26 protein-coding genes are annotated in these 23,036 nt (G+C 43.2%); 17 read left to right on the top strand and 9 right to left on the bottom strand.

The window, feature by feature from the left end; all coding sequences use genetic code 11:
• Positions 1 to 128: 128 nt before the first annotated feature.
• The 6 genes from LC605_RS20520 to LC605_RS20495 form a co-directional block, all read right to left on the bottom strand.
• Positions 129 to 293 carry an NblA/ycf18 family protein gene (locus tag LC605_RS20520; protein ID WP_229549360.1) on the bottom strand — a complete coding sequence of 55 codons (165 nt, stop codon included), beginning with the start codon at positions 291 to 293 and terminating at the stop codon, positions 129 to 131.
• A gap of 285 nt (positions 294 to 578) precedes the next feature.
• Entirely contained in the window at positions 579 to 857 is a 279-nt protein-coding gene (locus LC605_RS20515; protein ID WP_229549359.1) for a fertility inhibition FinO-like protein, read from the bottom strand.
• Positions 858 to 1,345: 488 nt separating this feature from the next.
• Complete coding sequence (locus LC605_RS20510; RefSeq protein ID WP_229549358.1) at positions 1,346 to 1,657, bottom strand: hypothetical protein; 312 nt, start codon at positions 1,655 to 1,657, stop codon at positions 1,346 to 1,348.
• A gap of 130 nt (positions 1,658 to 1,787) precedes the next feature.
• Positions 1,788 to 1,949, bottom strand: a complete 162-nt coding sequence (locus LC605_RS20505; protein WP_194199036.1) for a hypothetical protein — start codon at positions 1,947 to 1,949, stop codon at positions 1,788 to 1,790.
• Positions 1,950 to 2,096: 147 nt separating this feature from the next.
• Entirely contained in the window at positions 2,097 to 3,599 is a 1,503-nt protein-coding gene (locus tag LC605_RS20500) for a hypothetical protein (RefSeq protein WP_229549357.1), read from the bottom strand.
• Between the two features lie 2 nt (positions 3,600 to 3,601).
• Positions 3,602 to 4,213, bottom strand: a complete 612-nt coding sequence (locus LC605_RS20495; RefSeq protein ID WP_229549356.1) for a hypothetical protein — start codon at positions 4,211 to 4,213, stop codon at positions 3,602 to 3,604.
• Positions 4,214 to 6,143: 1,930 nt separating this feature from the next.
• Between LC605_RS20495 and LC605_RS20490 the strand changes: the two genes are divergently transcribed.
• The 8 genes from LC605_RS20490 (at position 6,144) to LC605_RS20455 (ending at position 12,289) form a co-directional block, all read left to right on the top strand.
• Positions 6,144 to 6,779 carry a hypothetical protein gene (locus LC605_RS20490; RefSeq protein WP_229549355.1) on the top strand — a complete coding sequence of 212 codons (636 nt, stop codon included), beginning with the start codon at positions 6,144 to 6,146 and terminating at the stop codon, positions 6,777 to 6,779.
• 46 nt (positions 6,780 to 6,825) lie between these two features.
• Positions 6,826 to 7,407 carry a hypothetical protein gene (locus tag LC605_RS20485; RefSeq protein WP_229549354.1) on the top strand — a complete coding sequence of 194 codons (582 nt, stop codon included), beginning with the start codon at positions 6,826 to 6,828 and terminating at the stop codon, positions 7,405 to 7,407.
• A 72-nt stretch (positions 7,408 to 7,479) separates the two neighbouring features.
• Positions 7,480 to 7,926, top strand: coding sequence for a hypothetical protein (locus tag LC605_RS20480; protein ID WP_229549353.1), 447 nt, complete (start codon positions 7,480 to 7,482; stop codon positions 7,924 to 7,926).
• Positions 7,927 to 8,128: 202 nt separating this feature from the next.
• Entirely contained in the window at positions 8,129 to 8,356 is a 228-nt protein-coding gene (locus LC605_RS20475) for a hypothetical protein (protein ID WP_229549352.1), read from the top strand.
• Positions 8,357 to 8,407: 51 nt separating this feature from the next.
• On the top strand, positions 8,408 to 8,953 hold the full coding sequence (locus LC605_RS20470; protein WP_229549351.1) for a hypothetical protein: 546 nt from the start codon (positions 8,408 to 8,410) through the stop codon (positions 8,951 to 8,953).
• A gap of 200 nt (positions 8,954 to 9,153) precedes the next feature.
• Positions 9,154 to 9,717 carry a DNA sulfur modification protein DndB gene (locus tag LC605_RS20465; RefSeq protein WP_229549361.1) on the top strand — a complete coding sequence of 188 codons (564 nt, stop codon included), beginning with the start codon at positions 9,154 to 9,156 and terminating at the stop codon, positions 9,715 to 9,717.
• A gap of 41 nt (positions 9,718 to 9,758) precedes the next feature.
• The gene (locus LC605_RS20460; RefSeq protein WP_229549350.1) at positions 9,759 to 11,870 is read left to right on the top strand and encodes a class I SAM-dependent methyltransferase; all 2,112 of its coding nucleotides are present in this window, start codon (positions 9,759 to 9,761) and stop codon (positions 11,868 to 11,870) included.
• Positions 11,871 to 11,893: 23 nt separating this feature from the next.
• Positions 11,894 to 12,289: a DUF6011 domain-containing protein gene (locus LC605_RS20455; protein ID WP_229549349.1), complete on the top strand. Its 396-nt coding sequence runs from the start codon at positions 11,894 to 11,896 to the stop codon at positions 12,287 to 12,289.
• A 24-nt stretch (positions 12,290 to 12,313) separates the two neighbouring features.
• Here the strand turns inward: LC605_RS20455 and LC605_RS33060 are convergent, their stop codons facing one another.
• The gene (locus LC605_RS33060; RefSeq protein WP_267868609.1) at positions 12,314 to 12,442 is read right to left on the bottom strand and encodes a hypothetical protein; all 129 of its coding nucleotides are present in this window, start codon (positions 12,440 to 12,442) and stop codon (positions 12,314 to 12,316) included.
• 107 nt (positions 12,443 to 12,549) lie between these two features.
• Here LC605_RS33060 and LC605_RS20450 point away from each other — a divergent pair, with 107 nt between their 5' ends.
• The 3 genes from LC605_RS20450 to LC605_RS20440 are packed head-to-tail and all read left to right on the top strand — an operon-like array spanning position 12,550 to position 16,374.
• Positions 12,550 to 13,020 carry a hypothetical protein gene (locus tag LC605_RS20450; RefSeq protein ID WP_229549348.1) on the top strand — a complete coding sequence of 157 codons (471 nt, stop codon included), beginning with the start codon at positions 12,550 to 12,552 and terminating at the stop codon, positions 13,018 to 13,020.
• Positions 12,948 to 14,606, top strand: coding sequence for a hypothetical protein (locus LC605_RS20445; RefSeq protein ID WP_229549347.1), 1,659 nt, complete (start codon positions 12,948 to 12,950; stop codon positions 14,604 to 14,606). Before LC605_RS20450 ends, LC605_RS20445 begins: the two co-directional genes overlap by 73 nt.
• A complete protein-coding gene (locus LC605_RS20440; RefSeq protein WP_229549346.1) occupies positions 14,572 to 16,374 on the top strand; it encodes a helicase-related protein in 1,803 nt (600 codons plus the stop codon). Before LC605_RS20445 ends, LC605_RS20440 begins: the two co-directional genes overlap by 35 nt.
• A 48-nt stretch (positions 16,375 to 16,422) precedes the next feature.
• Here the strand turns inward: LC605_RS20440 and LC605_RS20435 are convergent, their stop codons facing one another.
• Positions 16,423 to 16,743 carry a hypothetical protein gene (locus tag LC605_RS20435; protein WP_229549345.1) on the bottom strand — a complete coding sequence of 107 codons (321 nt, stop codon included), beginning with the start codon at positions 16,741 to 16,743 and terminating at the stop codon, positions 16,423 to 16,425.
• Between the two features lie 72 nt (positions 16,744 to 16,815).
• Entirely contained in the window at positions 16,816 to 16,998 is a 183-nt protein-coding gene (locus LC605_RS20430; RefSeq protein ID WP_229549344.1) for a hypothetical protein, read from the bottom strand.
• A gap of 181 nt (positions 16,999 to 17,179) precedes the next feature.
• Between LC605_RS20430 and LC605_RS20425 the strand changes: the two genes are divergently transcribed.
• From LC605_RS20425 to LC605_RS20400, 6 genes are all read left to right on the top strand, one after another.
• The gene (locus LC605_RS20425) at positions 17,180 to 17,350 is read left to right on the top strand and encodes a hypothetical protein (RefSeq protein WP_229549343.1); all 171 of its coding nucleotides are present in this window, start codon (positions 17,180 to 17,182) and stop codon (positions 17,348 to 17,350) included.
• Between the two features lie 411 nt (positions 17,351 to 17,761).
• Positions 17,762 to 18,142, top strand: coding sequence for a hypothetical protein (locus LC605_RS20420; RefSeq protein ID WP_229549342.1), 381 nt, complete (start codon positions 17,762 to 17,764; stop codon positions 18,140 to 18,142).
• Positions 18,143 to 18,196: 54 nt separating this feature from the next.
• Complete coding sequence (locus tag LC605_RS20415; RefSeq protein ID WP_229549341.1) at positions 18,197 to 19,027, top strand: hypothetical protein; 831 nt, start codon at positions 18,197 to 18,199, stop codon at positions 19,025 to 19,027.
• 13 nt (positions 19,028 to 19,040) lie between these two features.
• Positions 19,041 to 20,060 (top strand): hypothetical protein, encoded by a 1,020-nt coding sequence (locus tag LC605_RS20410; RefSeq protein ID WP_229549340.1) that lies wholly within the window; start codon positions 19,041 to 19,043, stop codon positions 20,058 to 20,060.
• 7 nt (positions 20,061 to 20,067) lie between these two features.
• Positions 20,068 to 22,008, top strand: coding sequence for a hypothetical protein (locus LC605_RS20405; RefSeq protein WP_229549339.1), 1,941 nt, complete (start codon positions 20,068 to 20,070; stop codon positions 22,006 to 22,008).
• Positions 22,009 to 22,376: 368 nt separating this feature from the next.
• Positions 22,377 to 22,895, top strand: a complete 519-nt coding sequence (locus LC605_RS20400; RefSeq protein ID WP_229549338.1) for a hypothetical protein — start codon at positions 22,377 to 22,379, stop codon at positions 22,893 to 22,895.
• The last annotated feature ends 141 nt before the right edge of the window (positions 22,896 to 23,036 follow it).

Genomic DNA, 23,036 nt, shown 5'->3' with positions numbered 1-23,036 from the left:
TTGCAGATTATGCTCGTGCATCTTCATATTTAAGTTATTTTACTGGTTTTATGTATATTCAGTAGCTTTGTTTATGTCTAAAAACCAGTAAAAACCGATTGTGACAGTTGAGGGTGCGGAATGTAGGATCAAAGCAGCGCAAATAGTATTAGCAAATCCTGATAATAATTTTGTCGTTCAAACATCTGCTGGTACATTTCCACCAGCATTTGCTTAACTTCGGTTTCACTGATGTTTTCAACTTGTCTGTTGAAACTACAAATTTTGAATTCCTGCTCAGGTGTTAGCCCCATTCAAACGTCCCCTCCATCTCAGTCCCCATTGCTCTAGCCAAAGCTTTAGCCACCCTTGGGCGTGAAGAGTCAAACTTTGGCTTAAGCGTAAATTTCCCTTGATGCTGATTTCCGGTTAAAGGATCGATGTAAACTGCGATCGCTTCCGACTGCTTATAAATTATTTCGTTTCATAAAATCCGTGGTTTCACGGAATATCCCTGTAGCACAACCAGGCTAAAAAGTATTGCAGGCTACAAAAAATTCGATAACCACTCTTTTGGAAAAAACTTTTTGGTTCACTGGCTATACTTCTTTGGGTTTGCGCTCAAAAACTTGAACATTTGGGTTAGACAACCCAAAGCCTTTTTCATTTTCCTCACCCATCCCACCCGCTAGAGCAGCTACCCACACTGGATAATTTGCTTGGGCATCTGCCAACTTCTTCCAAACTTTGGGCTTAACGGTGATTGATACTTGTTTGCCGTCGCAGTCAACGATGAAATGATACCAACCGTTTTTGTCTGTAGATGCATCTGGCAGTTCGTTGATTTTAATTATTATTTCTAGCTTGCCTTTAATCATCTAACCCTCCATTCCTCTCACCACCAAATCTGTACCCAGATTGGTGGTGAGAGGAATGGAGGGGGAATTACGAAACGTTCCTTGAATGCCTTTGAGCAAATGCGAAAACAATGAGAGGAACAGTTGAGTAATTCCCAATTTCTTGGATTTAAATTGCATACGAATCAGTGGTGGGTAGTTTACAATTACCACAAATAAGTGCATTTTATCAGAAGTTGGGTTTAACAAAGTTAGGGGTTTAATTCCTAGCCTTTGAAGGGCAGAACGTTTTGGGTCGGGGTCTAAATCCCTAGACGCTCTCTACGAGACGCTAAAAGCGTAGCAAGATCCCCGGAGGGGTACGCAGACTCGTTTTGGGCGTCGCTTGCACAAAACTTGCATTTACTGTCTTCGTCACGCAAAGTCAGTCCGTGATAGCAATAGCCAAACTGACACTCTTAGGCAAGATATGGGGCAGAATATTGTCGCAAGAAGGCGGATTTTTCGCATCAAGAATAATTTTGCTTATCTCTACCAATACCTAATTCCTGCAACTTGACTTTGACCGAAGTCCAGTCATCGCCACAGTAGTAGTAGTTCTTATCTCGGATATCAGCTAAGTAATAGCCGTGTTTACCTCCATTGATTCGGAATAGCTCAACCAAAACTTTGATTTTGGTCAATCCGTTTCTTTGAAGTGTCGATTCTAAATCAGTAGAAATGCCATGAGGATTATAAAAAATATTACCGCCGTGAAAGAACCACTTCGTCCCCTCACGCTCATAAATTTGAATGTGGATAGGTGCGTGAATCTTAACCATAGCTATAATTAAATTAGGGTAAAGTCGGAGCAGCGGTTTCTAAACTTTCCAAAACAAAGGTAATAGCCCCCAGAGGGGTAGTCTGAGGGCTATTGGACGTTAATCGTCAGAAGATTCATCATCTTCTTCGTCATCCTCGATCATAAGGCCCGTGGATGTCGTCTGTGTACTTCACGTCAATGCGATCGCCTGTTTCGGTATCTTTTTCATACCAAACATCTTCCGTGACGTGTTCGTACTCCTTGCTGGGGCTGTACTCCCCGTGTCCGTTACCATCTTTAGATTGACTCACTTGTTTCACCTCCTGATGAGAGTGTATTTTTTGTTACTCTCATACTTATAATTATCGCCTCGCTTAGAAAAATCAAATTCTTGGTGATTGGTAAAGAACTTGAACTTAGTATAATTGTACTATTAGTTGATGTTTCATTTAGGATTGCTATAGTTGAGTCATCCAATCGTAACTACTTGCATCATCCACACCCTCCGCAAAGGCGTAAGCAAGGGCATCCCCACGATCAGGCGATCGCCCTAACCTCTTAATAATATCATCCTTACTTTCCACCCTAATCTCACCAAACTTATTCCTTGAACCAGTCCGATACCATCGGGGTGCTGTTAAATCAGCAATTAGTTTCGGGTCATTGGGCAGTGCCACATTGTACCCATTGGCAGGGTCAAGCAATTCTCTAAGATGCCACCACCAGCGCGATCGCAAGTTAAAGAATTTCAGCAATCCGCTTTGATCAAAAACATCGGTCGCACCACTACCATTTAGCCCAAATACCAGTTTAGCGTTACGTCGGTTCAGCGCATCTACCACCGCATAACCAACCCCAAGGGTATCTACCCGGATTTCTACTTTAGCAGACTTTCGCACTGCCGCTATTTGGTCAGCCAGTGAGTCACCATCGGGTGTGTCTTTTCCAGGTATTGCGATGATTGGTGCGACCCAGTAATGATGTCGAGAAACAATAGCACTCTCGGCTTTTCCGCCTCTAGCTACGTCTACGCCCAAATGAGATTGTGGTGCGGTTGGTACTGGTGTCCATCGCTTAAGGGCTGCATCCACCCAAGCACTTGGTATAACCTGCCAAGGGTCGTCCGTCTTAGCTACGGTCGTGAAATCGCCTTTTAAAAGCTGCGATCGCAGTGGTTCGGGTAATCTCTGCAACACCCCTCGGTATTTGGAATTTCTTAGATAAGCATTATCTTCCAACCGAGAGGGAATAAAGGTGCGCGATCGCGGTTCCAGCATTTCCCCGTTATGTTCAAACGGTGTTCCATCTGGTACTTCAATTTCCTCATCGTCCACCATCGCGTACCATCTGATTTCCCCAGGTAGGGCCGGGTTAGGATGCTCTGGGTTTAACCATGCTCCCCAGTATTCTTTAATCCACATGGATTCTTCGCTACTGGGCGGGTTACAAGTGGCGACAACCCGACACCTAACACTTGGGTCTGAAGATCGGTTCCAAGTTATCAAAAACTCGTACTGTTTCCTTGTGAACTCCCCCAACTCATCGAAAGCTTTCAGGTCATGTTCAACGCCTCGATACGCCTCTACGTCATTCTCGTGTTGAACTGCACCAAATTCTAAGGTGCGTTCGCCTGGGATACCTCGCCAGATTTTATCGTTACTGTTGTATCGGGCTATTTGCGAAAGAAGTCTGCGCGACTTCTCAATCAAGTCCTTCAGACGAGGATATTCGCGGCGGAAAATGATGGCCCGTTTGTGGGCAGTAGTGCCGAGAATGAGAAGGAGAGCGCTTTTACCCCCACCGGCACTTCCCCCATATAGGAGTTCATCTGCTTGATTGTTGAATGCTTGTGTTTGTGGCCCGTCTTGGGGTTTCCAGAGATCCTGTAGTTTTTCAATGGAGTCCCCAAGGTTTTGTTTGTTAATTTTGTCGAGGGTTCGCCTTAAAGAAGACAGTTTCACAATTAATTAGCTATTGCAGATGCCGTAAGAGCGATCGCACTTACAGCTTTCTTCTCGAATTCGTCTAGTGCCGCACTAATCTCAACTCTAGTTGATTGAGGAAGGATGCCAGCGTCTACTAACTTCTGAATTGCTTCTATCTCAGCTGTATATGTTGGCTTGGCTTCCTCTAAATCTATTGCTTCTCCCCATCCTCCCAAAGCCGTCTCTATCATGTCATCACCAACTTTTACCAATGCTGCGATCATATTCGGGGCGAAGGCTTCTTGGGGTAGGTCATTAAATCGAGAGGTCATTTTTTCAAGGATCAAGTTCCCTAGCTCTAACTTTTTCCTGTTAGCTTCAATCCTTGATATTTTCCATTCTTCAATACTGCTTTTCCGGTTAAAGCTTTTCTTAACTGCCGATTCAGCTACTATTCGCTTCCTGTCCTCAACTAGTTGCTCTAGATATTCTTGGAACTCAGGCTTTTTTCGCCATATTCCTACTGTCACTCGATCAACCCCAATAGCTTCTGCTGTTCTGGCATTATTTAAACCCTGAGACAGCAAATTGGCGGCTTCTTTCTGCCTCGGATTTAATTCTTTTCTTTTTGGAGGAACTTCACTTGGCATGATACGATCGCATTCGCTCAATGGTTGATATAGCCCAGTAAAATTTATATAAGAATTTTTACTTTTAGGTAAGATTTTACCCTTGCTTCTATACTATGCGATCGCATTTTACCTCAGAAACCTAACTTGCTATGCATCACAGTGCGATCGCACTCCATACATCGCCAATTCTCGCACGATCGCACTTTTTCCTTGACTCGCACATACCCGTGGCCTTCTACCTCCTGCCTCCTTAAGAATTATTTTAAACAGTACGCGGGGACTCCGCGAAACTTGCTGCAAGAGTGCTAAACGCCCAAAAGGTATCACCACGCTCTACGAGTAAACGTGGTGAGTTTGGGAACCTGTGCAAACAGGATATTAAGCCCGCATTTCTCACAAGCTCCCCTGCTCCCCTCGCGGGTGAAGCAATAAGTAATAAGTAATAAGTAAGATTCTTTACTCATTACTTATTACTTATTACTCTTTACTTATTCAATTAATGAGATGTGGTGAGAAATCCAGGTAAGGCGCTCGATGTCTTAAGAATCTCCTCGCCTTTAGGCAGGAGAGTGTCAAAGTCCTTCTCTTGCATTTCGTGCAGTGCCAAAACTGATAGACTTATTCCCGATTTCAGCTAAAATAAAACAGTTGCACTGGTAAAGTCATGCCTTTAAAGATGGGAGCGCCGCGACTTCTCGATCCTCAGCGCGTTCAACAATTAATTAGTGAGATGGAGCAAAACAAAGTTGACTGGACATATCCTCAACTTGCACAAATCCTCTCTAAAGAAATTGGAATCGTCATAACACCCGCCGCCGTCAGCAATTGTGCGCGACGAAATAATATAATATTGCCAAAAATACACGGAAGAAAGCGTCCGAAGCCTAGCACTTGATCCGCGATCCGTTGATCTGATCCGTGATCCGGTGAAACCTCGTTTTTTCAGGATCTTGGCGCGGGCGCGGATCTGAATCAGTAAAAAAATAAAAGTAGCAAATAATACAGAACAAAATCACTCAGTATGTTTTACTAAGTGATTTTTTGTTGATTAAAATTAATTGTAAATAATTGTAAACTTTGTTTTGTTAGTGAAAATATAGTGCTAATTTAGTAATGTGAAAACAAACGAAAAGGGAGGTGAATAGAAAGTAAATATATATAGCTATTATTTGTAGCTTTATTTTATCGCTCATATAGCTATTTATGTTTATCGGAGGCAGGAGTTAGGAGGCAGGAGGCAGGAGGAAAACTGACCCCTAACTCCTGCTGTGACCAGAGGGAACAGGGGTTTAAGACCCCCACTGAACTCTCGTTCAGTGGCTCTAAATCAATTGGGGTCGAATCCCCAACTGAAAAACTCCTTCTGCCTTCTGCCTCCTGCCTCCTGCCTCCTTCAACAAAAATCAATCATTTAGTGCCTACAAAAATACGCTCATAGGCATAGCAATAAGTCGTATTGTTTGCAGTAGCCAAGTGAGTTTCATTCCTTGGTGAAAGTGGCAACCATAAATACAACCACGCAACACTGTAACAGTGAATACAGCCTATTTCGCTACACTACATATTTCGTAGTAAGCAAGTGCGATCGCTAATTGGTGGCAGTTAGTTGTTGACAGTTCGTGCTGACTTAAAACGGGTAAAAGTAGGGGTGGCCATCTGACCTATACTAACGGTAGTATATCCATACCATAGCTATATGCTATAAGCACTTAGGCGTTGTAACTCAATGCTACTGATGACAAAGTTTACTTTGTAGGGTGGTAGGAAGGGTTGAGTAGTTTTGAGTTTACCGTTTTCACCTGAGTAAGAATTAGCTTAGTTATTCCTTGTAAGGGTGTTAAGTCTTAACCACTTAACACCCTATTTTCATAACAGAAAGTTTCACCTATGAACGTCATAGACTGTAGCTTTACTGCTACGAATTCAACTTAAGAATAAGGATATCACAATGGCTAGCTTATTGATTACAAAGGGTGATGAGAAAACAAACACAGTGGTAACGATCAACGGTAAAGGCGTATTTTACCAAGAGTTGAGACTTGGCGATCGCCCAATGTCGCAGCGAGTGAGACTTGGCAAATTAGTTGTAGTCGATGACGAAATCGTTGTAGATTACGATGCTTGGTGCGAGTATGACGCGCTCATAGTTGAGCGTAACACCGTTGAGCGCACCAAAAAGGCGGCCATTGAGGTACTCAAGACTTTAGAAGACTCCAAAGCAGTCAAGCTAAAAGAAGTGGAGGTTAAAAGGCTGGAAATTGCGTTAACTGAAGCTGAGAGAAAAATCAAAGCTCATCCAGTGCGATCGCTTACGGTGCTGTCTGCTAAAGTCATGGCATCTGTGGAAAAGATGCTCAATGGCGTTCGCCATAAGCACAAACACCTTGAAACGACGGATAAAACCGTTCAGTTTTCTCATCACCCAACCAAGGAATACTTTGTAGAAAAGCAAGCTAACGAGCTATTGAAGCGTCATAACGAGTCGCTAGAAGCGCGTGGGATTGAAGAAGGGTATCTAGATTTTGACGCTGCTATGGCTGTTATTGAGAAGCGCTATAGCCAAAAAACTAAGGTATCTGTTTGATTGCCCATCCTGGGGTGAAACACCCCAGATTAGAAATTTAACCACAATGAATAACACTGGATTAAAAGCTGCTGATGGACGGATTCAGCAGCGCATTGTCGTGCGGCATACTGCGGGGATGAATGCAGATATGTCGATTGACGCACGGGAGCCACTAACTCCCAAAAAACAGCGTACCAAAGGGGTGAAAACTTCCCGTAGCATTGCTATGGGACAGTACACCAAGGAAACATCTACGTTCGTTGAGTATCGGGTGGTTTTCTACAGATACCTGCCTAATCAGGTATTTCGTAGGCATACAAAAACAGGCTTGGAAGTGCCAATCTTAGGGAAAATTGATGGTGAGTGGTTCCCTTGCGAGGGAATCATGCTGACTAATAACGAGATTAACCAACTAAAAGCATTTGAGGGCGCGGCGGGACTAGATGTTGACAGTGCCATTAAGCGAAAACGTCCATTGAATTCCCGCAAGGGAACCGCTAATAATGGCGGAAAGTATACCTACCGATGCCGTCAGGATAACGATCCTGTGGCGAACAAGAAACGCCATAATCAAGCGAGAAAGGATGCTAGCAAGGTGCGATCGCTAATCGCTGGTGTTCAGATGGCTAATGTTAAGCGCAAATAGAATAATCCCCCGACTCTTAGGGGGATTTTGGACATCAACGCGGAAACTGTCATTCCCGCGTCGTTAACCAAAATGTCTAGAAAATATCTTGCGATCGCAGACTCTCAAGCAGCATACTGCGATATTTGTCGTGGACGCGGTTACTTGGAAACCGCGACTTGCTGTGTCAAGTACGAAACTGACATGGCAGATCCACCACTTCACATCCGCTCTGGCAGTTGGTGTACTGCTTGCGCTACCGATGTGTTAGCTCTCTTGGGTGGCACAGATAAGGATCATCGGCATCAGATTCTTAGAGAAAAACCGAAAAAGTATGTAATCAGAATGGATCATGAAGATTCATCTTACTACTGCAAGGTTACTCAAGTAGCCATTGGGAACCAACTTATTACTGGACTTACGTGGGTGCGATTGCCTATGGATGCGGCGAGATTCGAGAGTTGTGAGGATGCCGAACTCATGATTTTTGACAACGAATTTCTCTGGAGTGTAGGCGCACAATCAATTTTGGAGAGTTAATCATGGAAAAAACATTCTATCTGTGCATGCAATTTCAATTTGAAAGTCGAAATTGGCAAGTTAGTGGAGTGGGATCTTTACTACAAAGTAAACCTTTCCTGCTACAGAAAAAGGATAACCGCCCACATGGGATGGTTTCACGCAACGGCGTGGCTTTGGAAATAGGGTTCGGTCAGGGGTTATTTCCCAAATCAGGGAAGCATTGGGAGCCTGGTATTCCCGTGAATTATCTCATCCTTCCCTTTATGCGTTGATTCTCCCGCGTCCGGGAGATCCTCAATATGTTCCGCACTTTAGTAGCGATCGCCTTGAGGATGCGGCAAGGCTAAGAGCGGTTTACGTAGAACAACTGCTGGAAATTGTTAGGGACAAACCTAACCTCTGGTGGGAGGAGCAACCAGTTAAGGATAGCTCAACAGTCAACTTTTAAAGCGATCGCTGTGAGTGCGATCGCTTTTTTCATGCAAACTCAGCAAAAATAATGACTACTCTATGGGATTCGTTACTTACTCAAGAATCTGATTCACGGGATTGGTTAAATCCCAAGAATTGGGGAACACCCAGATGGAAAACTGCTATCAAGCGACCTACTTTATCGCTCCCAATGAGAAATGCTGTTGCCTCTGGACATTTACCAAAACAAGCAAATTGGCTTGATATCGGATGCGGTCACGCCCAAGATATTGAGCGGTTGCCCCCAGAATATAACGCAGTAGGATTTGACCCCTACTATCGACCTAAATTTGAGCTATTGGATACTACTTATCCAGTGACCAGTTTAATTTACGTGCTGAATGTAATTGAAAGTGATGTTGACCGCGATCGCACTTTACAATTCGCGTTCTCACTCTGTACAAAAGCCTTGGTACTGGCTGTAAGAACCGATGCTAAGGAATCAGGTATTACCAGTATTGGTACTTATCAAAAATACTACAAACGCAAAGAATTTGTAGCTTATGTGCAATCTCAATGCCCTATTGGAAGGGTGATTGATGTTGGCTCAGGTCATGTAATTGTCATTAAATAATCAAAACAATGGAAATATTTGACAACCCCGTATCTACTGAGTTTGTACTCTGGGTTTGGAATGGCGAGGGCAAATTAAACCCCCAACAAAAAGAAGGATGGTTGTGGCTATCTTGCGACTTGCGAAAAAATGAAACATTGGATTAACCGCGATACCTTGCTATTGCGATCGCAGTTTTCACCAACTCTGTCCTAGCAACCATCCCATTATTCAACGACCAATTCACCGAGAAAGAAAAAGCCACACTTCCCCCTAAATCAGAGAAGTTGTTTGTATACAAGCATCTCTACGACGCAACCATCAAAATGAAGCCAGCGCTAGGGGATGAAGCCGATTTCAAATTCTGCCAAACTTTCTGGCTCGGTTTGACAGATGCGATCGCACCTTGGGGTGAATTACTGGATGATGATCGCACTCCATCTTCAGTGCGAGAGCATACAGTTGCTGCTCATGGAGTTACGCTTCACGCTTTGGGCGAACTTGGCAAGTACCTGGGAGAAACAGCAAAACTCTCCGGGAATCACAATTCCCATGAGAAGTTACTCAAGAAATTGAGCGGAATCGACTGGCATAAAACCAACCCTGATTGGTTGCACAGAGTCATAGATTCTAATGGCGGAATGCTCTCAAAACGGCATAATGTCAAACTGATGCTGAATTACTTCAAGGCAAAAATTGGGGTTCCTGAGAAAAATTTCAGCAAGGCAGATAAAGAATTAGAAACTGTACATATTGGAAATCTTGGAGTCTTTGAACATGGCTAAATATTTACCTGAATCGGAGAGAAGGCTCTACTGGACGGAATGTGAGTAAAAAACAATACTTAGAAAATGCGATCGCAGTCCTAAAACTACTCCGCAAAAAAGTCCTTTCAGATGATGAGAGGGCTTTTTTAATGCAGTTCCCTGGCGGTGGCATTCTCAAAGAGTGTGGCGTGTTTACTGATGCCGACAAACCTCAGTGGTTAAAAGAAGGTCGTGCCGAACTGCAAAGCCTTTTAGATTGCCACGAATGGACATCTCTGCAAAATGCCGGGATGCTCAACGCTCACTACACTGCCCCCGGTGTGAGGCAAGCAATGTGGGAAGCCGTGACACCAATTCTTAGAGAAAACGACATTGTTCTCGACCCTGGTTGCGGCATTGGAAACTTCTACATCGAGATGCCCAAGCACCTGAATTTATCCTACAGCGGGGTAGAGAAGGACTGCATCTCAAGTGCGATCGCCAAACTTGCTCACCCTGGAGCGAATATCTACCACAAGGATTTTCTCAAATGGGCTTACCCTGCTGACTTCGATTTAGCCATTGGTAACGTTCCGTTTACCAATGGCGTTTCCACAATGGAAGTTGAGGGAAAACGCTTGACTATTGGGCTTCATGCCCAATTCTTTGTGGCTGCAATAGCACATCTCGCGCCAGGGGGACTGCTGGCGTTCCTCACCAGTGTTAGTACCTTGGATGCACGAACTCCAGATTACATCCAGTTTCGGGAGTGGGTTCATTGTAAATGTGAATTTTTGGGAGCAGTGCGATTACCTAACCAAGGGACGCACGATGGCGGGACGGAAGTTACCACCGATTTGATTCTGCTTCGTCGCAGGGCTTGCCTTGAGCGTAGTCGAAAGGAATTGGGTGTTACGGGTTCTGCCGAATGGCTAGGGGTGGGGAAAAGCCACATTGTTGGCTACGACGGCGCACCAGCTTATTTGAGCAATTGGTATCTAACTAATCCTCAATACCTGATTGGTGAAGCGAAGGCCAGTAAGCTGCGCGGTAAAAATGGGAACCCCACAACTAGTTTCGCGCTGCAAGCACGACCTAACCAAGATGTGCTGGGTGAACTTAGGGCATTGCTTCATTCATTGCTTAAGCCAAAACATCAAGAGGTTAGAAAAATGACTAGTGAATCAGGATTGAGTGAGTATACCTGCGAAATCGAAAATTCAAATCAACAACAAGAGGACAATGATATGGCTACTGTAATTCCTGCTGAAAAATTCAAGTCCAACTCCGTTTATGCATTCATTCTCAGACAAAACCCTAAACAGTCCGGGATTGAAATTCATTTCCCCCCGGACTGCCAGATGGACGGCGATAATGCGATTAAGTTTGTTGCCAAGGTAATGGGTGCAGGGTTCAAGCAGGCAAACAAAAACCCCAAACTTTACTATGCAGTTTATACCGAAGACCTTTGGCAAAGAGCGCAAAGCTGGGTGCAAAGCTGTAAAACCTTCGATGCTTACGAGTTAAGCTCAGATGAGCCTGTAGACAAAACACCTTCCCGTCGTCGCTATGGTTCGTCGGCAACAAAAGAAGCAGCAAGCACACCGCCTGCTGCACCAAATAAATTGTTGGATGCGATTTCGGATCTTCTCAACACCAAGGTTGACCCATTAGCGGAAAATATTGCTTCATGCATTGTAGAAAGGCTCAAAGCAGAGAGGATTTCAAGAGATTCAGACAAACTCAGACGCGAAAACGAAGAACTAATCGCCCAACGAAATGAATTAGTGGAATCCTCCGAAAGTCTCACTCAAATGCTTACTGATATAAAGGCTGAAATGGTCAAGATGCAAAATGACTACTGTGAGATTGAGGCTAAAAAAGATGCTGCGCTACAACAAGCGCAGAAGTTGGAAGACTTTCTTGAGCTAGCAGAGTTTGATATTGCTGCCCACAAGAAAGAGAATGAACTCTTGCAGGCGCAGCGAGATGAGTACGCCAAACAGTTGCAAGACTTGGGAATGCTGGAATCCCCAGGACAATCTGCCCCAATATTTGATGATGATTCCCCCGTATTTGCTGATGAATTAAAAGAGGAATCTGAACCAGTATTCGCTGACGAGTCACAGAAACCAAAGTTTGACGACGAGGAGGAGTCGGGATTTGACTTAGATGCGTTAGAGGGAAAGTAGAAGGGTACTTAAGTATTTTGCGGTTGTTTGACCGAGCATCCGCAAAACTTAAATACCCTAAAATACGATTTAGTCAGTATCAATTGTATCGCACCAGTGGAGGCAAATACCCTGGTGCGATTTACGTTTCACCCCTAGAGCGCAATTCGGGATGGTATGCCCGGATTGAAGTTACTGGGTTGTTAACCCTGAATAAATACAATCCATTGCCCGGACTAGAAGCTCAATTGCGGCGTTTAGCTTCTGACCCCACCCGTTACGCCCAAGAACACGGGCATACAACTGGTAACTGTTGCTTTTGCAAAAAGACATTGACTGATCAGCGATCGCTTTTTGCAGGCTACGGCCCAGATTGTGCTGCACATTACGGATTACCTTATCCAATAAGGAAGAAGTTAGGAGGAAGGGGGAAGAAGTAAGAAGTATCATTAATCACTTTAGTTCTAATCTTCCTTCTTCCTTCTTCCTTCTTCCTTCTTCCTTCTTCCTTCTTCCTTCTTCCTTCTTCCTTCTTCCTTCTTCCTTCTTCCTTCGTAAATATTGTTGATGCCGATTCTCAAGATGTTGGACAAGCGATTTATTAAACAACAAAAACTGCGATCGCCCATGATTGCGATCGCAGTTTAAATAATCATCGACGTCATCTACTTGTTTATTAGTTTAGCACCAAGGCTATTTTATGCACCTAAAATCAACCTATCAAAAAGACAAATACCTCACTGTTATTTGTGAGGATTTTGACTCAACTGATGTAATTTGTCAGAATCTTCAGAAAATGCTCGAATCAAAAAAGTTCGTATTATTTTCTGGAGAGTTTACCTGGCAGTGGCAACGCCAAGAATTCAATGAAATCCCTCAAGAATCATTTGAATTCTGGTTATCTCAAGTTACAAAACTTTGTAATAAATATGGAAATGAGCCAATTGAAGTAATCCAAGAAACAAAAGGCTCAGAGTGCCTAATAGCAGTCAGTACCAATGACAACTATCAGGTTTCAGGTGTCCAGGGTGCATCAGACTCAATTCTAGCTCAATTAGCTCAACTAAAGGAGGAGATCGCAACTTTAAAAAAGTTCGATTGCGACGCCATGAAGAAATTGCAGCACTTGAACGAGCTATTAGTTCGGCAGGCAGTACGAATCAGGTTGTAGGCAGGAAGAAGAGGAAGAAAAATAAGACTTTTGGGATTGCAGCATTTACGCCAAATGTAGAATTCTTAGAGAATCCGATCATTTTAAAAGACGATGATCTTGTTTGGACTGAGAGGTTTCGCAGTGGGGTATTTTGCTTTCATGAAAATCAGTTGGGTATCTCATTTAAAAATGCCCATGCAGGTCTGCAGTGGGAAGTCGAACGGAAGTATTGTGAAGGGCGACTAGATGTGCATTCTGATGTGAGAGGCATTACTTGCCGCATTCCCATACTTCCTGGCACATTTCAACCAATTTCCGCCCCACTAGAACAGCAAGAACTTATGCGGCGACTTCTGGCGGGAGCTTTTATTGTAGAAGAATTATTAGAGGCAGAAGCCAAGCATCAGGGTGATGAAGAGTGCGATCGCATTCGATTAAAACTCAATCAATTCTATGATTCCTTTGTTCTGGAGTTTGGGCTTTTGGTCAATTGCAATAGCTACTACGATAGCCTCTGGCCAGATGTGCGTTTGGAAATTTATCTGAGTCAGCTGACAGATTCAGCAGGTAACAAGTCTGATATCTTCCGCGAACGGATTAACCACCCGCCACAAGAACTTAAGGGGCAACAGTTCTTTGAAGCAGACTTGGATACTCGCCTAACCAATGCCTTCTCTTGGTGCATGGGGTGGTATGGAGAAGTCAGACTGGATGAGATTGCCGAGAAGTCTGGGATGGACAAGCAACGCGCTCTGGAAATTCTGCAAAAACTAGAATTAGTTTACCGTCACTGGGTCGGGCTTGATTGTCAAAAATTAAAAACCATGCAACTATTCAATGTAGTCAATTCCCACCGATTCCTTTCTGGCGACATCCTTTCAAAGCTAGAAAATGCAGAACAAGCCATAGAATTTGACCCCTCATTCAAAGAAGAAGCGATCGCATTAAAGAAAATTCTCCCCTTGACCATTGCGATCGCAGATATTGACATTGCGATCGGCGTAACTTGGATACCTACCCGTTACTACAACCAATTTTGCAAACAGGTGTTTGATGTCGATGCCACGTTCTTTTTCTCGCTTGTTAGCGGTACTTGGGATTTAGCTCTTAGTAATGGTAATTCCGAAGCTAACCAAATAACCTATGGTTACAGTTACGTCAAAAAAGATAAGGTAGAAATCATTCCGGCAGTGGGCGACAAGATAGAGTCGGGGTTATTCACGATGGCAATGCACTTCAAAGCACCGTATATCCCTAATCCCGGATTTAGGCGAGAGGCACTACTCAAACAAGAGGAACTGCGGAAACTTTGGGGTGAATGGTGCAAAGAAGGCGATCGCGGCTTAGAACTTGAGCGCATCTACAATCACAAATTCAATCGGTTGGTTTTACCCAATTGGGATAATACTGCACCACTGGGATTCAAAGATATCCTCCGCGCCACTGGGATGAGTGAGGCTTGGATAGAGAGATTACGACCTTACCAGATGGATTCTATCTGGCGGATGTGGCGACATCCGCACTTCAGAACGGTTTGCCGAATTTGTCAACGTACCAGAGCTGTTACAGATGTACTTGAGTGTCTGCCACATCAAGCGGTTTGATGATGTGGCAGGACAGGCAGAGTTTAATCGTCCTAGTCATAGAGTAGTTCAAGTAAGTACGCCGTTGAGTAAATTTCAAATAAAACAGATGAAATGGATTGCGACGCGTAACCAATATATTGACTCTGATCAGCCTTATAAATTTGAAGACAGAGACACAGACGGATGTTTAATTGCCCCAGCAACTAAGAGTGAGCAAAACAAAAAAATCAAAGGCAAACGCTTAACTAACCCCAGCACTGGACAACCCATCAAGGATATTGCAGAAGCGATCGCACTCGGTTTCAAATGGGGCAGCAAAGTTGACAATCACTTGTGGACATTGACCGATGCCCGAAAGCTGATGATCGCTCCCCAGTTAATCGACCCAGAAGAACCATTTCAGAAGAATGACAAAATTAGTCAGTGCGTAGCAATTATCTACAGTTGGTGGCGCAAAACTAAAAAGCAACGATCAACTCAACTGGTGTTTTTGGATTGGGGTACGCCTAGAGGTAGTTCTAAAATCTGCCTTTACGAATGGATGCGCGATCGCTTAATCGCCAAAGGTGTACCTAAAGAAGAAATCGCGTTCATCCAAGAACACTCAGAAGATGAGTCCAAAAACAAACTGTTTGGCGAGGTTAACGAGGGTAATATCCGAATTCTATTCGGCTCAACTGAACCTTTAGGGATTGGGGTGAATGTCCAGAAAAAGGTTAAGGTAGTTCATTTTGTTGATATTCCGCGTCGCCCTGACCAGTACGAACAAAGGTTAGGTCGAGCAGTGCGATCGGGTAACGAAAACTCAGAAGTGATTGTTTACCAATACCTAACCAAAGGGCAAAAGGGTAACTTCGGCGCTGATGCTGCCCAAATGGGAATCCTGGAAACTAAGCTCAAGTCTCGTGAACAAATTCTCCGTGGCGATCTTTCGGTGCGGCGGGTAGTAGAAGATGACGACACTTTGCTGTTATTTATGATGATGTCGGCTCACGCTACCGGTGATGTTCGCTTTAAGCGGTACATGGAGCTAAAAAGTGAGTTGGAGAAGGAAGAAAGCCAAGCCAGTTTGTTGATGCGAGAAATTAACCGATTAAATATTGGCACTGCTAATGATAGCATCCCAACAATCAAAGATAGCATCCGCTATGTTAACCGTAAGTTAGAAGAGTGTTCTGCTGATGTAGAATTAGCCAGAAAGCATTTACAGAATGCAACCCCAGAAAGGTTTGTTTGCACTGTCGATAATCGCGTCTACCAAGGTGTGAAGAAAGCAACTTGTATTCCAGAAGTAGAGGGAGAATACGGGCCAGTCAACCCACTTACTGTTAAACAGGCGCAAAAGTTGGCAGACGCTCACTTACTCAAGGTTATTGAGGCACTGGTTCAGAAAACACATCAAAAAGACAAAACCACTATCAGCGACCCGACAATCATTGGTGAATTCGGGGGAATGCTAATTTACTGCAAAGTCTGGCTATCCTCAGACGGAGAAACCGTTGACCTCTGGCTCAAAGGTTCACACGATCGTTATGACTTCAAGCACCGCATCTCGGAGCAACGATTAATTCGGAATATGATTGATGTTTACGTGCCAATTGCTCACAAAGATTCTTCCTTAAAACAACGCTTAGATAAGTTGTCCAAAGATTTGGAGGTATCTACAGAACGGCTAGCTAAGAAGAGGTGCGATCGGGATGCCGTTGTTCAGTCTGTGCAGGTTCTCAAGCAAGAGAAAGCGTTTCTAGAAAGTGAGTTAAGCATTCAGTCTGACATTTTCAGCTAAATAGGTGCGTAGGCGTAGCGATCGGATACCCTTTCTTTGGGGATTTAATCATTGGCTTTCCATTGGATCTTCGCGCCCAATACCGAGCGATCGCAGTTGTGCTTTAATATCCTCTGGATCGGTTCCACAGTAATAATATTCTTTGTTGCGGAGATCGACTAAGTAATATCCTGGTTTTCCACCGTTGATCCGAAATAATTCTAGAGCAACCTCCTGTTTTGTTGTACCAAACATAAATTCAATGTCGCTTTCGTTCGGCAGATTTAATGGATTATAAAAACCTTTGCTTCTAATAAAATGCCAGTAAGACTTTTCAGGTGTGATTTTACGATCAATGATTCGGTATCTAATGGGGTGAATTATTGACATAACTGTGTTTCACTTGAGCTAAAATTTAACAAGGATTGCCCCCAAGGGCTAGTTGGGGGCTAAGGCTACGGATTAGCTATCTTCGTTTTCTTTCTTGATATCCAGGTCATCTAGGATGTCCTCTCTATCAACAATCTCTTTCTCTCCGGTTACTGGATTAGTTTCAACCCAGTTATTCTCTTCGTGTCGAAAGAGCCGGATAGCAGGCATTTCTGCCTCGTCTTTTCCGTTAGCCTTATGAGATGGATCTGTCAATTAACCTCCTTATTTGAGGGGGTGAACTTTTTCCCTCATGCTTTAATTATAACCCGTGGGGACATGGATAAGAAGGGAGTTTTCATCAAAAAATCCCTGAGTTTTGCTGGTGATCATCAAAAACTTTTATGCCACGGGGACACGGCTTTAGCATAGGATGGAGAAACTATTTGAGACAAGTATGCAGCAACCGCGAAACAAGCAGGGAAAATTCGCTACAGATAGACCAGAGCCACGAGATGCAAAGTTGAGCTTAAGAATTGAAGCATCTGTACTGGCAAAAATTCAAGCTATTCCCGATTGGCAAGAGAAGGTGCGATCGCTTCTTTATGAGTTAGTTGAGCCAGAATAGTGACAGAATAGCGATCGCAGAAACCAGCCAAAAACGCAACTTTCCCGCTCGCCAGCCCTTGCAACCGTGCAGTTGTCATTGCTTTAGTTCTAAGTTGGCTACAGTGGCTAACAAAGTTAAACCGATGCTCCCCCGGCTATTGAACAGCCTGCCTCAACCAAGAAATTCCAAAACCTACGCAGTATTGCACGGCGTCCTTACTACAAGTCCCTAAATTTATTTATGGGCTTGGTAAATTTTTGAATGCGTGAATGCGTGAATGCGTGAATGCGTGACTTCCCCGAACGCGAGTGCGTCCCGCACAAAACGTGCTGACACGCTCGCTAGATTTACCTTATTTTGCTGAAAGTGCAAAACTAAAAAATATTTATATAGACGGCGTAATTTAGTCATAGTTATTTAAATAAAACTATGTCATTAGACGTTACCTTTTTCCAACTGAGGGGATTTGCCTTTAAGCAAGATGCCATCTCCTTCGGTGATGGTGAAAGCTTGGATGTAAATATCAACCGGAATGGAGTCATTAATAAGATTCCTATTACCAAGAAAACTGTTACCTTCTCACTGGTTGGCGCAACCGATATGAATCTTGCATCCTTGCAGAATGAGCGTGACAACAATATTAGCGGATTGATTAACGGCAGCACAACCGGGGAAGACATTAACATTTTTGGCTACATTATTCCAAAGGCTGTTCTAACTAAGGTCACGCCGTCAGCCCCAATCAACGTAAACGGGTTCAATATTTTCGACAAAATCGAGCTTGTTTTTGAAAGCCAGGTTTATACTTAAGCTTTCCCGGTCTGAGTCAATCCAAACTCGTTTCTTGCCTCTTCCTGATTAAAAATGTTTCGCTTAACAAGCACTAATTTACCCTTGGTCGGCACACGAGCTAAACTTGCTCCTGCTTTTACTATTTGGCAAGAGAATGACCGAGGGACTGGGGCCATACTTCGAGTAAATTGCTACGGGCATTGGCAGGAAAATCCAGGATGGGAACTAGATACTCTCCCCTTGGGAGCGCCTACTGCTACTGGTAAATATTACCGCCAGGTTGTATCAGCACAGATTCAGCAGATTGCGCTTTGGGGGAAAGTCGAAAGTGCGATCGCATCTACTCCTGATACTTTTTGGCAGTCTGATACAGAAATTCACTTGTATCAAAAAAATTCAGCACTTCCCACAAGTGCAGTGGTTATTGCTGCTGTTACCGCACCCCCTGCGGTGGGAAATAATTACGCGATCGCACTTGACCGAATGAACGCCACTAGTATTAGTAGCGATGGGTTAATTTTTACTCCTGGCATTGGGGTTGGTAATTTTAGCCAAGAAGAAGACACGGTGACAATTTACGGCGATGCAGCTTACTCCCTTAATCTAGGGCAAGAATTACTGATTACCGCAGAAATAGAGCTTAGTTTCTCTAGCCCTTATTTATCCATCGCCAGCTTCTACCTCCCAGATATCGCTTACTGCGATCGCATTGATTGGGCAGGGCATAGTTTTAGCCCAGCCCGTGAAGTATTATCACCACAGAAATGGGAGTTCACTTGGGATGCGATCGCTAAAGTAGCCAACTTATTTTTAGAGGCAACATCAATGCCATATTTTGAGCCGATTCAGGCAACTCACGTTCCTAGCGGTTTGGGAGCAATTAAAATAATCCGTAATTCGTAATTCGTAATTCGTAATGACGCTCCATGACAGCAAAAGTGCTTATTACGCCATTGTTAACAATGGCGTATCCCGAAAAAGTATAGATTTATCAGGGATAGCTTTAATAGATAACATCCCCGGACTTTACCCAGCACCTATTTATTTAGGGCGTGGTCAATGGCAAAGTGTAGAGTTTGTAAAAGAAAAGCAAGAAGCAGCCGTTTTTATTTTTCCTGATTATTACCGGCCTATTATTAAGATGATTAACTATTCAATATTAGATAATAATTTGGTTGAAAATGAGTCTACTTTTGTAGAGTCCTTAGCGTACTTGTATGCTGACGACAATTTAACAGCATCACATCATTTTGTAACAAGTATAAATGGGAGTGATAGCCGGGGAAATGCATTTAGCTACAAATACGAAATTACTTCCGGTAGCCCACCAGTAGGGAAAACAACCATTACTGGCAGGTTTCTGGTATGCCAATGGAAAGATTGCTATGTTATGGAAACTATTAATTATCAATCAACTTTTCCAATAAATAGTTCTAGCCTACCTGATTATCAAAGTACAATAATTTATCATTTACACACACCTAATGGAGTAAAGGAGTTAAATCGAGATTCTTGGCTGGATTACTTTTTTGGCAAAAATCTTTTAATCGGACAAGGGCCGGTAACGCCGTTAATATTGCCTAAAGAAGCGATATTTTGCTCTTTTCTAGCAAATTCATTAAGGTATTATGAAGATTCTTTTTCTATATATACCTGGAGTTTTGTTGGTAGCCGTGCATGGGTTGAAAGAATAACCGGGTCGCATTACATTCCATACGTAGTAGAAAGAATAAATGAAATTTGCTTAAAACATAATTTAGTTGGCAATAAAATCTACAAAATTATTTATGAAGGAAATACACCAATTTCAATGCCACATATTGAAATTTTGGATATCACAAAAGAAGGTTTAATTAAACCTTCTCGTAGGTTAAGAGCTAGACCTTTGAAAATAAAAAATAATGGCAACATTTTAGCCATGAGCTATCATCCTTAGAAAATAAATGCGATCGCAATACGCTTCTACTATTACCCCACCCGCCCCTACTATTACCGTTATCTCTGGTTCTACAACTGTTTATAGTGCTGGGACGAAGAGCATTTGGATATACTGCCGCAATCGTGCAGGCATAACTTTATTTTCTCCCTTGACGGATATTGCAATTACAGCAGGACAAGGATTGGAAATTACTCTCCCTAGTGCAATTCGGAAGACTGCTAGCGATATTCATCAAATTGGGATTGTGATGTCGAACGATACCGTCCCTGAAAATGGGTGCGTGGTGGCGACATATTTGGGCTATGAAGCCGATGGAATAACGCTGACTACATTGCCTGTGGCGATCGCACTTTTTGTAGATATTCATTTTCAGCTAAGAAGAGTAGTTGCAACTCCCGATTCATTGCCAAACACTAACCGAATTAATGGGATGCGGCGATTGGTGGAATCAACCAATCAAATTGTAGAATGGTCTAGTCGTGCGATTGATTGGGTTCCCTGCCTACCGCAGAATTTCAATCCCTACATTGCCAGCACAATTGCTGAGGGCGGGGCTGATGTTGACTTGAAAAAGATTACTGACACCTCAGCCATTATTTTTCCCGATTACAATTCTAGTGGCGAGTTATCAGAACCCGTGAAATTTTGGATTGTCAATGATACAAACTTTACAGTTCCCCAAGGGAAGCGAGTTCGGATGAGTGTGGCAACCGACCCTGAAGACGTGGGAGCGGATGACTTTAAAGGCTTGTTGCAACTGACTTTTTTAGGATATGTGAACACGCTCACCGGAGCGCTGGATACCACCCAAATGAGTACAGGGGGAACAGTTACTTATCAAGGCGATCGCGTTACCAACCTACTTCTGTCCAAAGACTTGCCTCCCAACTATGGCTACATCTTGCAAGTGCAGATGGCTTTTGATGATGCCGACGTAGATGGTAGCGTAGCTCAGGGTGCGATCGCTAAAGTTTACCCCCGCATAACTGCAAACTTCTCTGAATATGACCCCGTAGCAGACTTATTGGGCAATTATATAGTTGCCACAGATGAGCGGCGGCGGATTTTGGCTAATGGTTCGGGATTGGATTTAGTTGCAAGCGTGGGTTCGGGTTCAGTTGCTTCTTACAAATTTCGGAAACTTGGTAAACAGCTGGTTCCAGGGGCAAAGGCGAACACTCCTAACCAGAAAGTAATTATCACAAATAACGGCACTTGCTTTGTTGCCAATAGCGTACCTACGGAAACCGCAGCCCTTAGAGCGTTAATTAGTACGCTCAACGGGCCAGGTATTGCCACCGATTGGAGTAGTCCGATCGCATTATCTAGCTCTTTACTACTTTCACTTTCAATTACCCACCCAACCACTGTTCGCTCTAATTACCCAGACGTAATTGCTCTTATGTCAGATGGTTTAAATGCCACAAAAGTAAGGGTTTATGTACGTCCTGTGGGTGGAGAAGACATTTCTATTTTTGATGTGCCTATTACCAAAGAGTCCCCTGAGTCTATATTAGTTGGGTCAATGGCTACTTCAAGCGCTTCTAGCTTGCCAACAATTGCCAATAATTTTGGATTATTTACCCCTGTTAGTTTCACCCCAACCACTGTAAGCGGCATTAGTATTTTTAGTTCTGGCAGCTATGAAGTTGCGATCGCTTATTTGTATCAAGATACCGTTACCTCCATATCTCATGCTTCACCACCTTGTATTTATGAGCGAGAGCATGGGTTAGAACCACCAAATATTGAGGTGAATCCTGAGATAACTGTTTTAGAGCCTGGGGAACCAGCAACAGTTACAAATACAGGTATTGGAGGTAATGCTTACCTTAATTTTAGCCTTCCTCTACCAAGTACTGATAATTTAAATTTTGATAGTATCTTAACAGATAGCAATAGTTCAATTTTAGTCGATACTAATGGTAACGTTTTACAAAAATAAGGAAGAAGGAAGAGGGATGAAGGATGAAATTAACAAACTTCGGATGTCAACGAAGTCAGACGGATGATTCTCTTTCTTCTGGCGACGGGCGGTTCTTGGGTTTGACCCGGATTTCTCACCACATCTCTCCCTATTAAATAAGTAGTAATGAGTAAATACCCATTACTTATTACTTATTACTTATTACTCATCCAACTTCGGTCTTCCTTCCTTGGTCAATGTACTTCCGACTTCTTTAACCAACTTCGGTCTTCCTACTCACTTCTTCCTTATTAAGCATGGCTTTTATTCATACTGCTTTATCTGTTCACGATATTAATGCTTTAAAAGCACTTAACAATACATCCAACCCTAAAAGGGTAGATAAGATGTTTTTAGTAGCTGGCGACAATGGTACTGGATTTCCATCATGGTATCTCTATAAACAATCAGCAACCGATAACGAAAATCTCCCAAGCATTGTAGCCTCAGCAGACAATGTGGGTAGATGGTTTCAATTCGGTGGGGGCAATGGGGGCGGCTCATCAATTATTTCAGGCAACATCCTTTGTACTAGCGGCGCACCTAGAAATAATTCTGGTAAAGCATTTGAATTTACTAGTTATGGTAATTTTTTCCTAATTATTGCTGTTGATAATGGAGTATCTTTAGTAAGTGGCAGTACTTCAATCATTGTCCATTTATGGACGCAAGAACCTAACGTAGCACAGGTAGGGAAAATTGAACCACGAATAATTGCATTACCTCAGACAGGTGGCGATGTAGGTGTTGCAATTAGATCTACGAATAAATGGTTAACGCTAGGTGCCAAGTTTACGGGAACTAATTTCTACGATGCACCTTATTTTACAATTACAGGTAATACTTTAACAATTGTGGGACGTTGAAGAAGAAGGAAGAAGGAAGGGAGTAGCGTTGCTTTAAATATTGAGCTAAGTAGAGAGCTTTTTCGTAGGGTGAATCCAAGCTTTTAGAAGACTTTGCGACTTTTTCTTGGTTGTAGTTAGCGAGGATTTCTTCGGTGCGTT

This window comes from Nostoc sp. CHAB 5836, assembly GCF_020829445.1.
GTDB lineage: Bacteria > Cyanobacteriota > Cyanobacteriia > Cyanobacteriales > Nostocaceae > Nostoc.
This window is presented reverse-complemented; position numbering and strand designations above follow the sequence as displayed.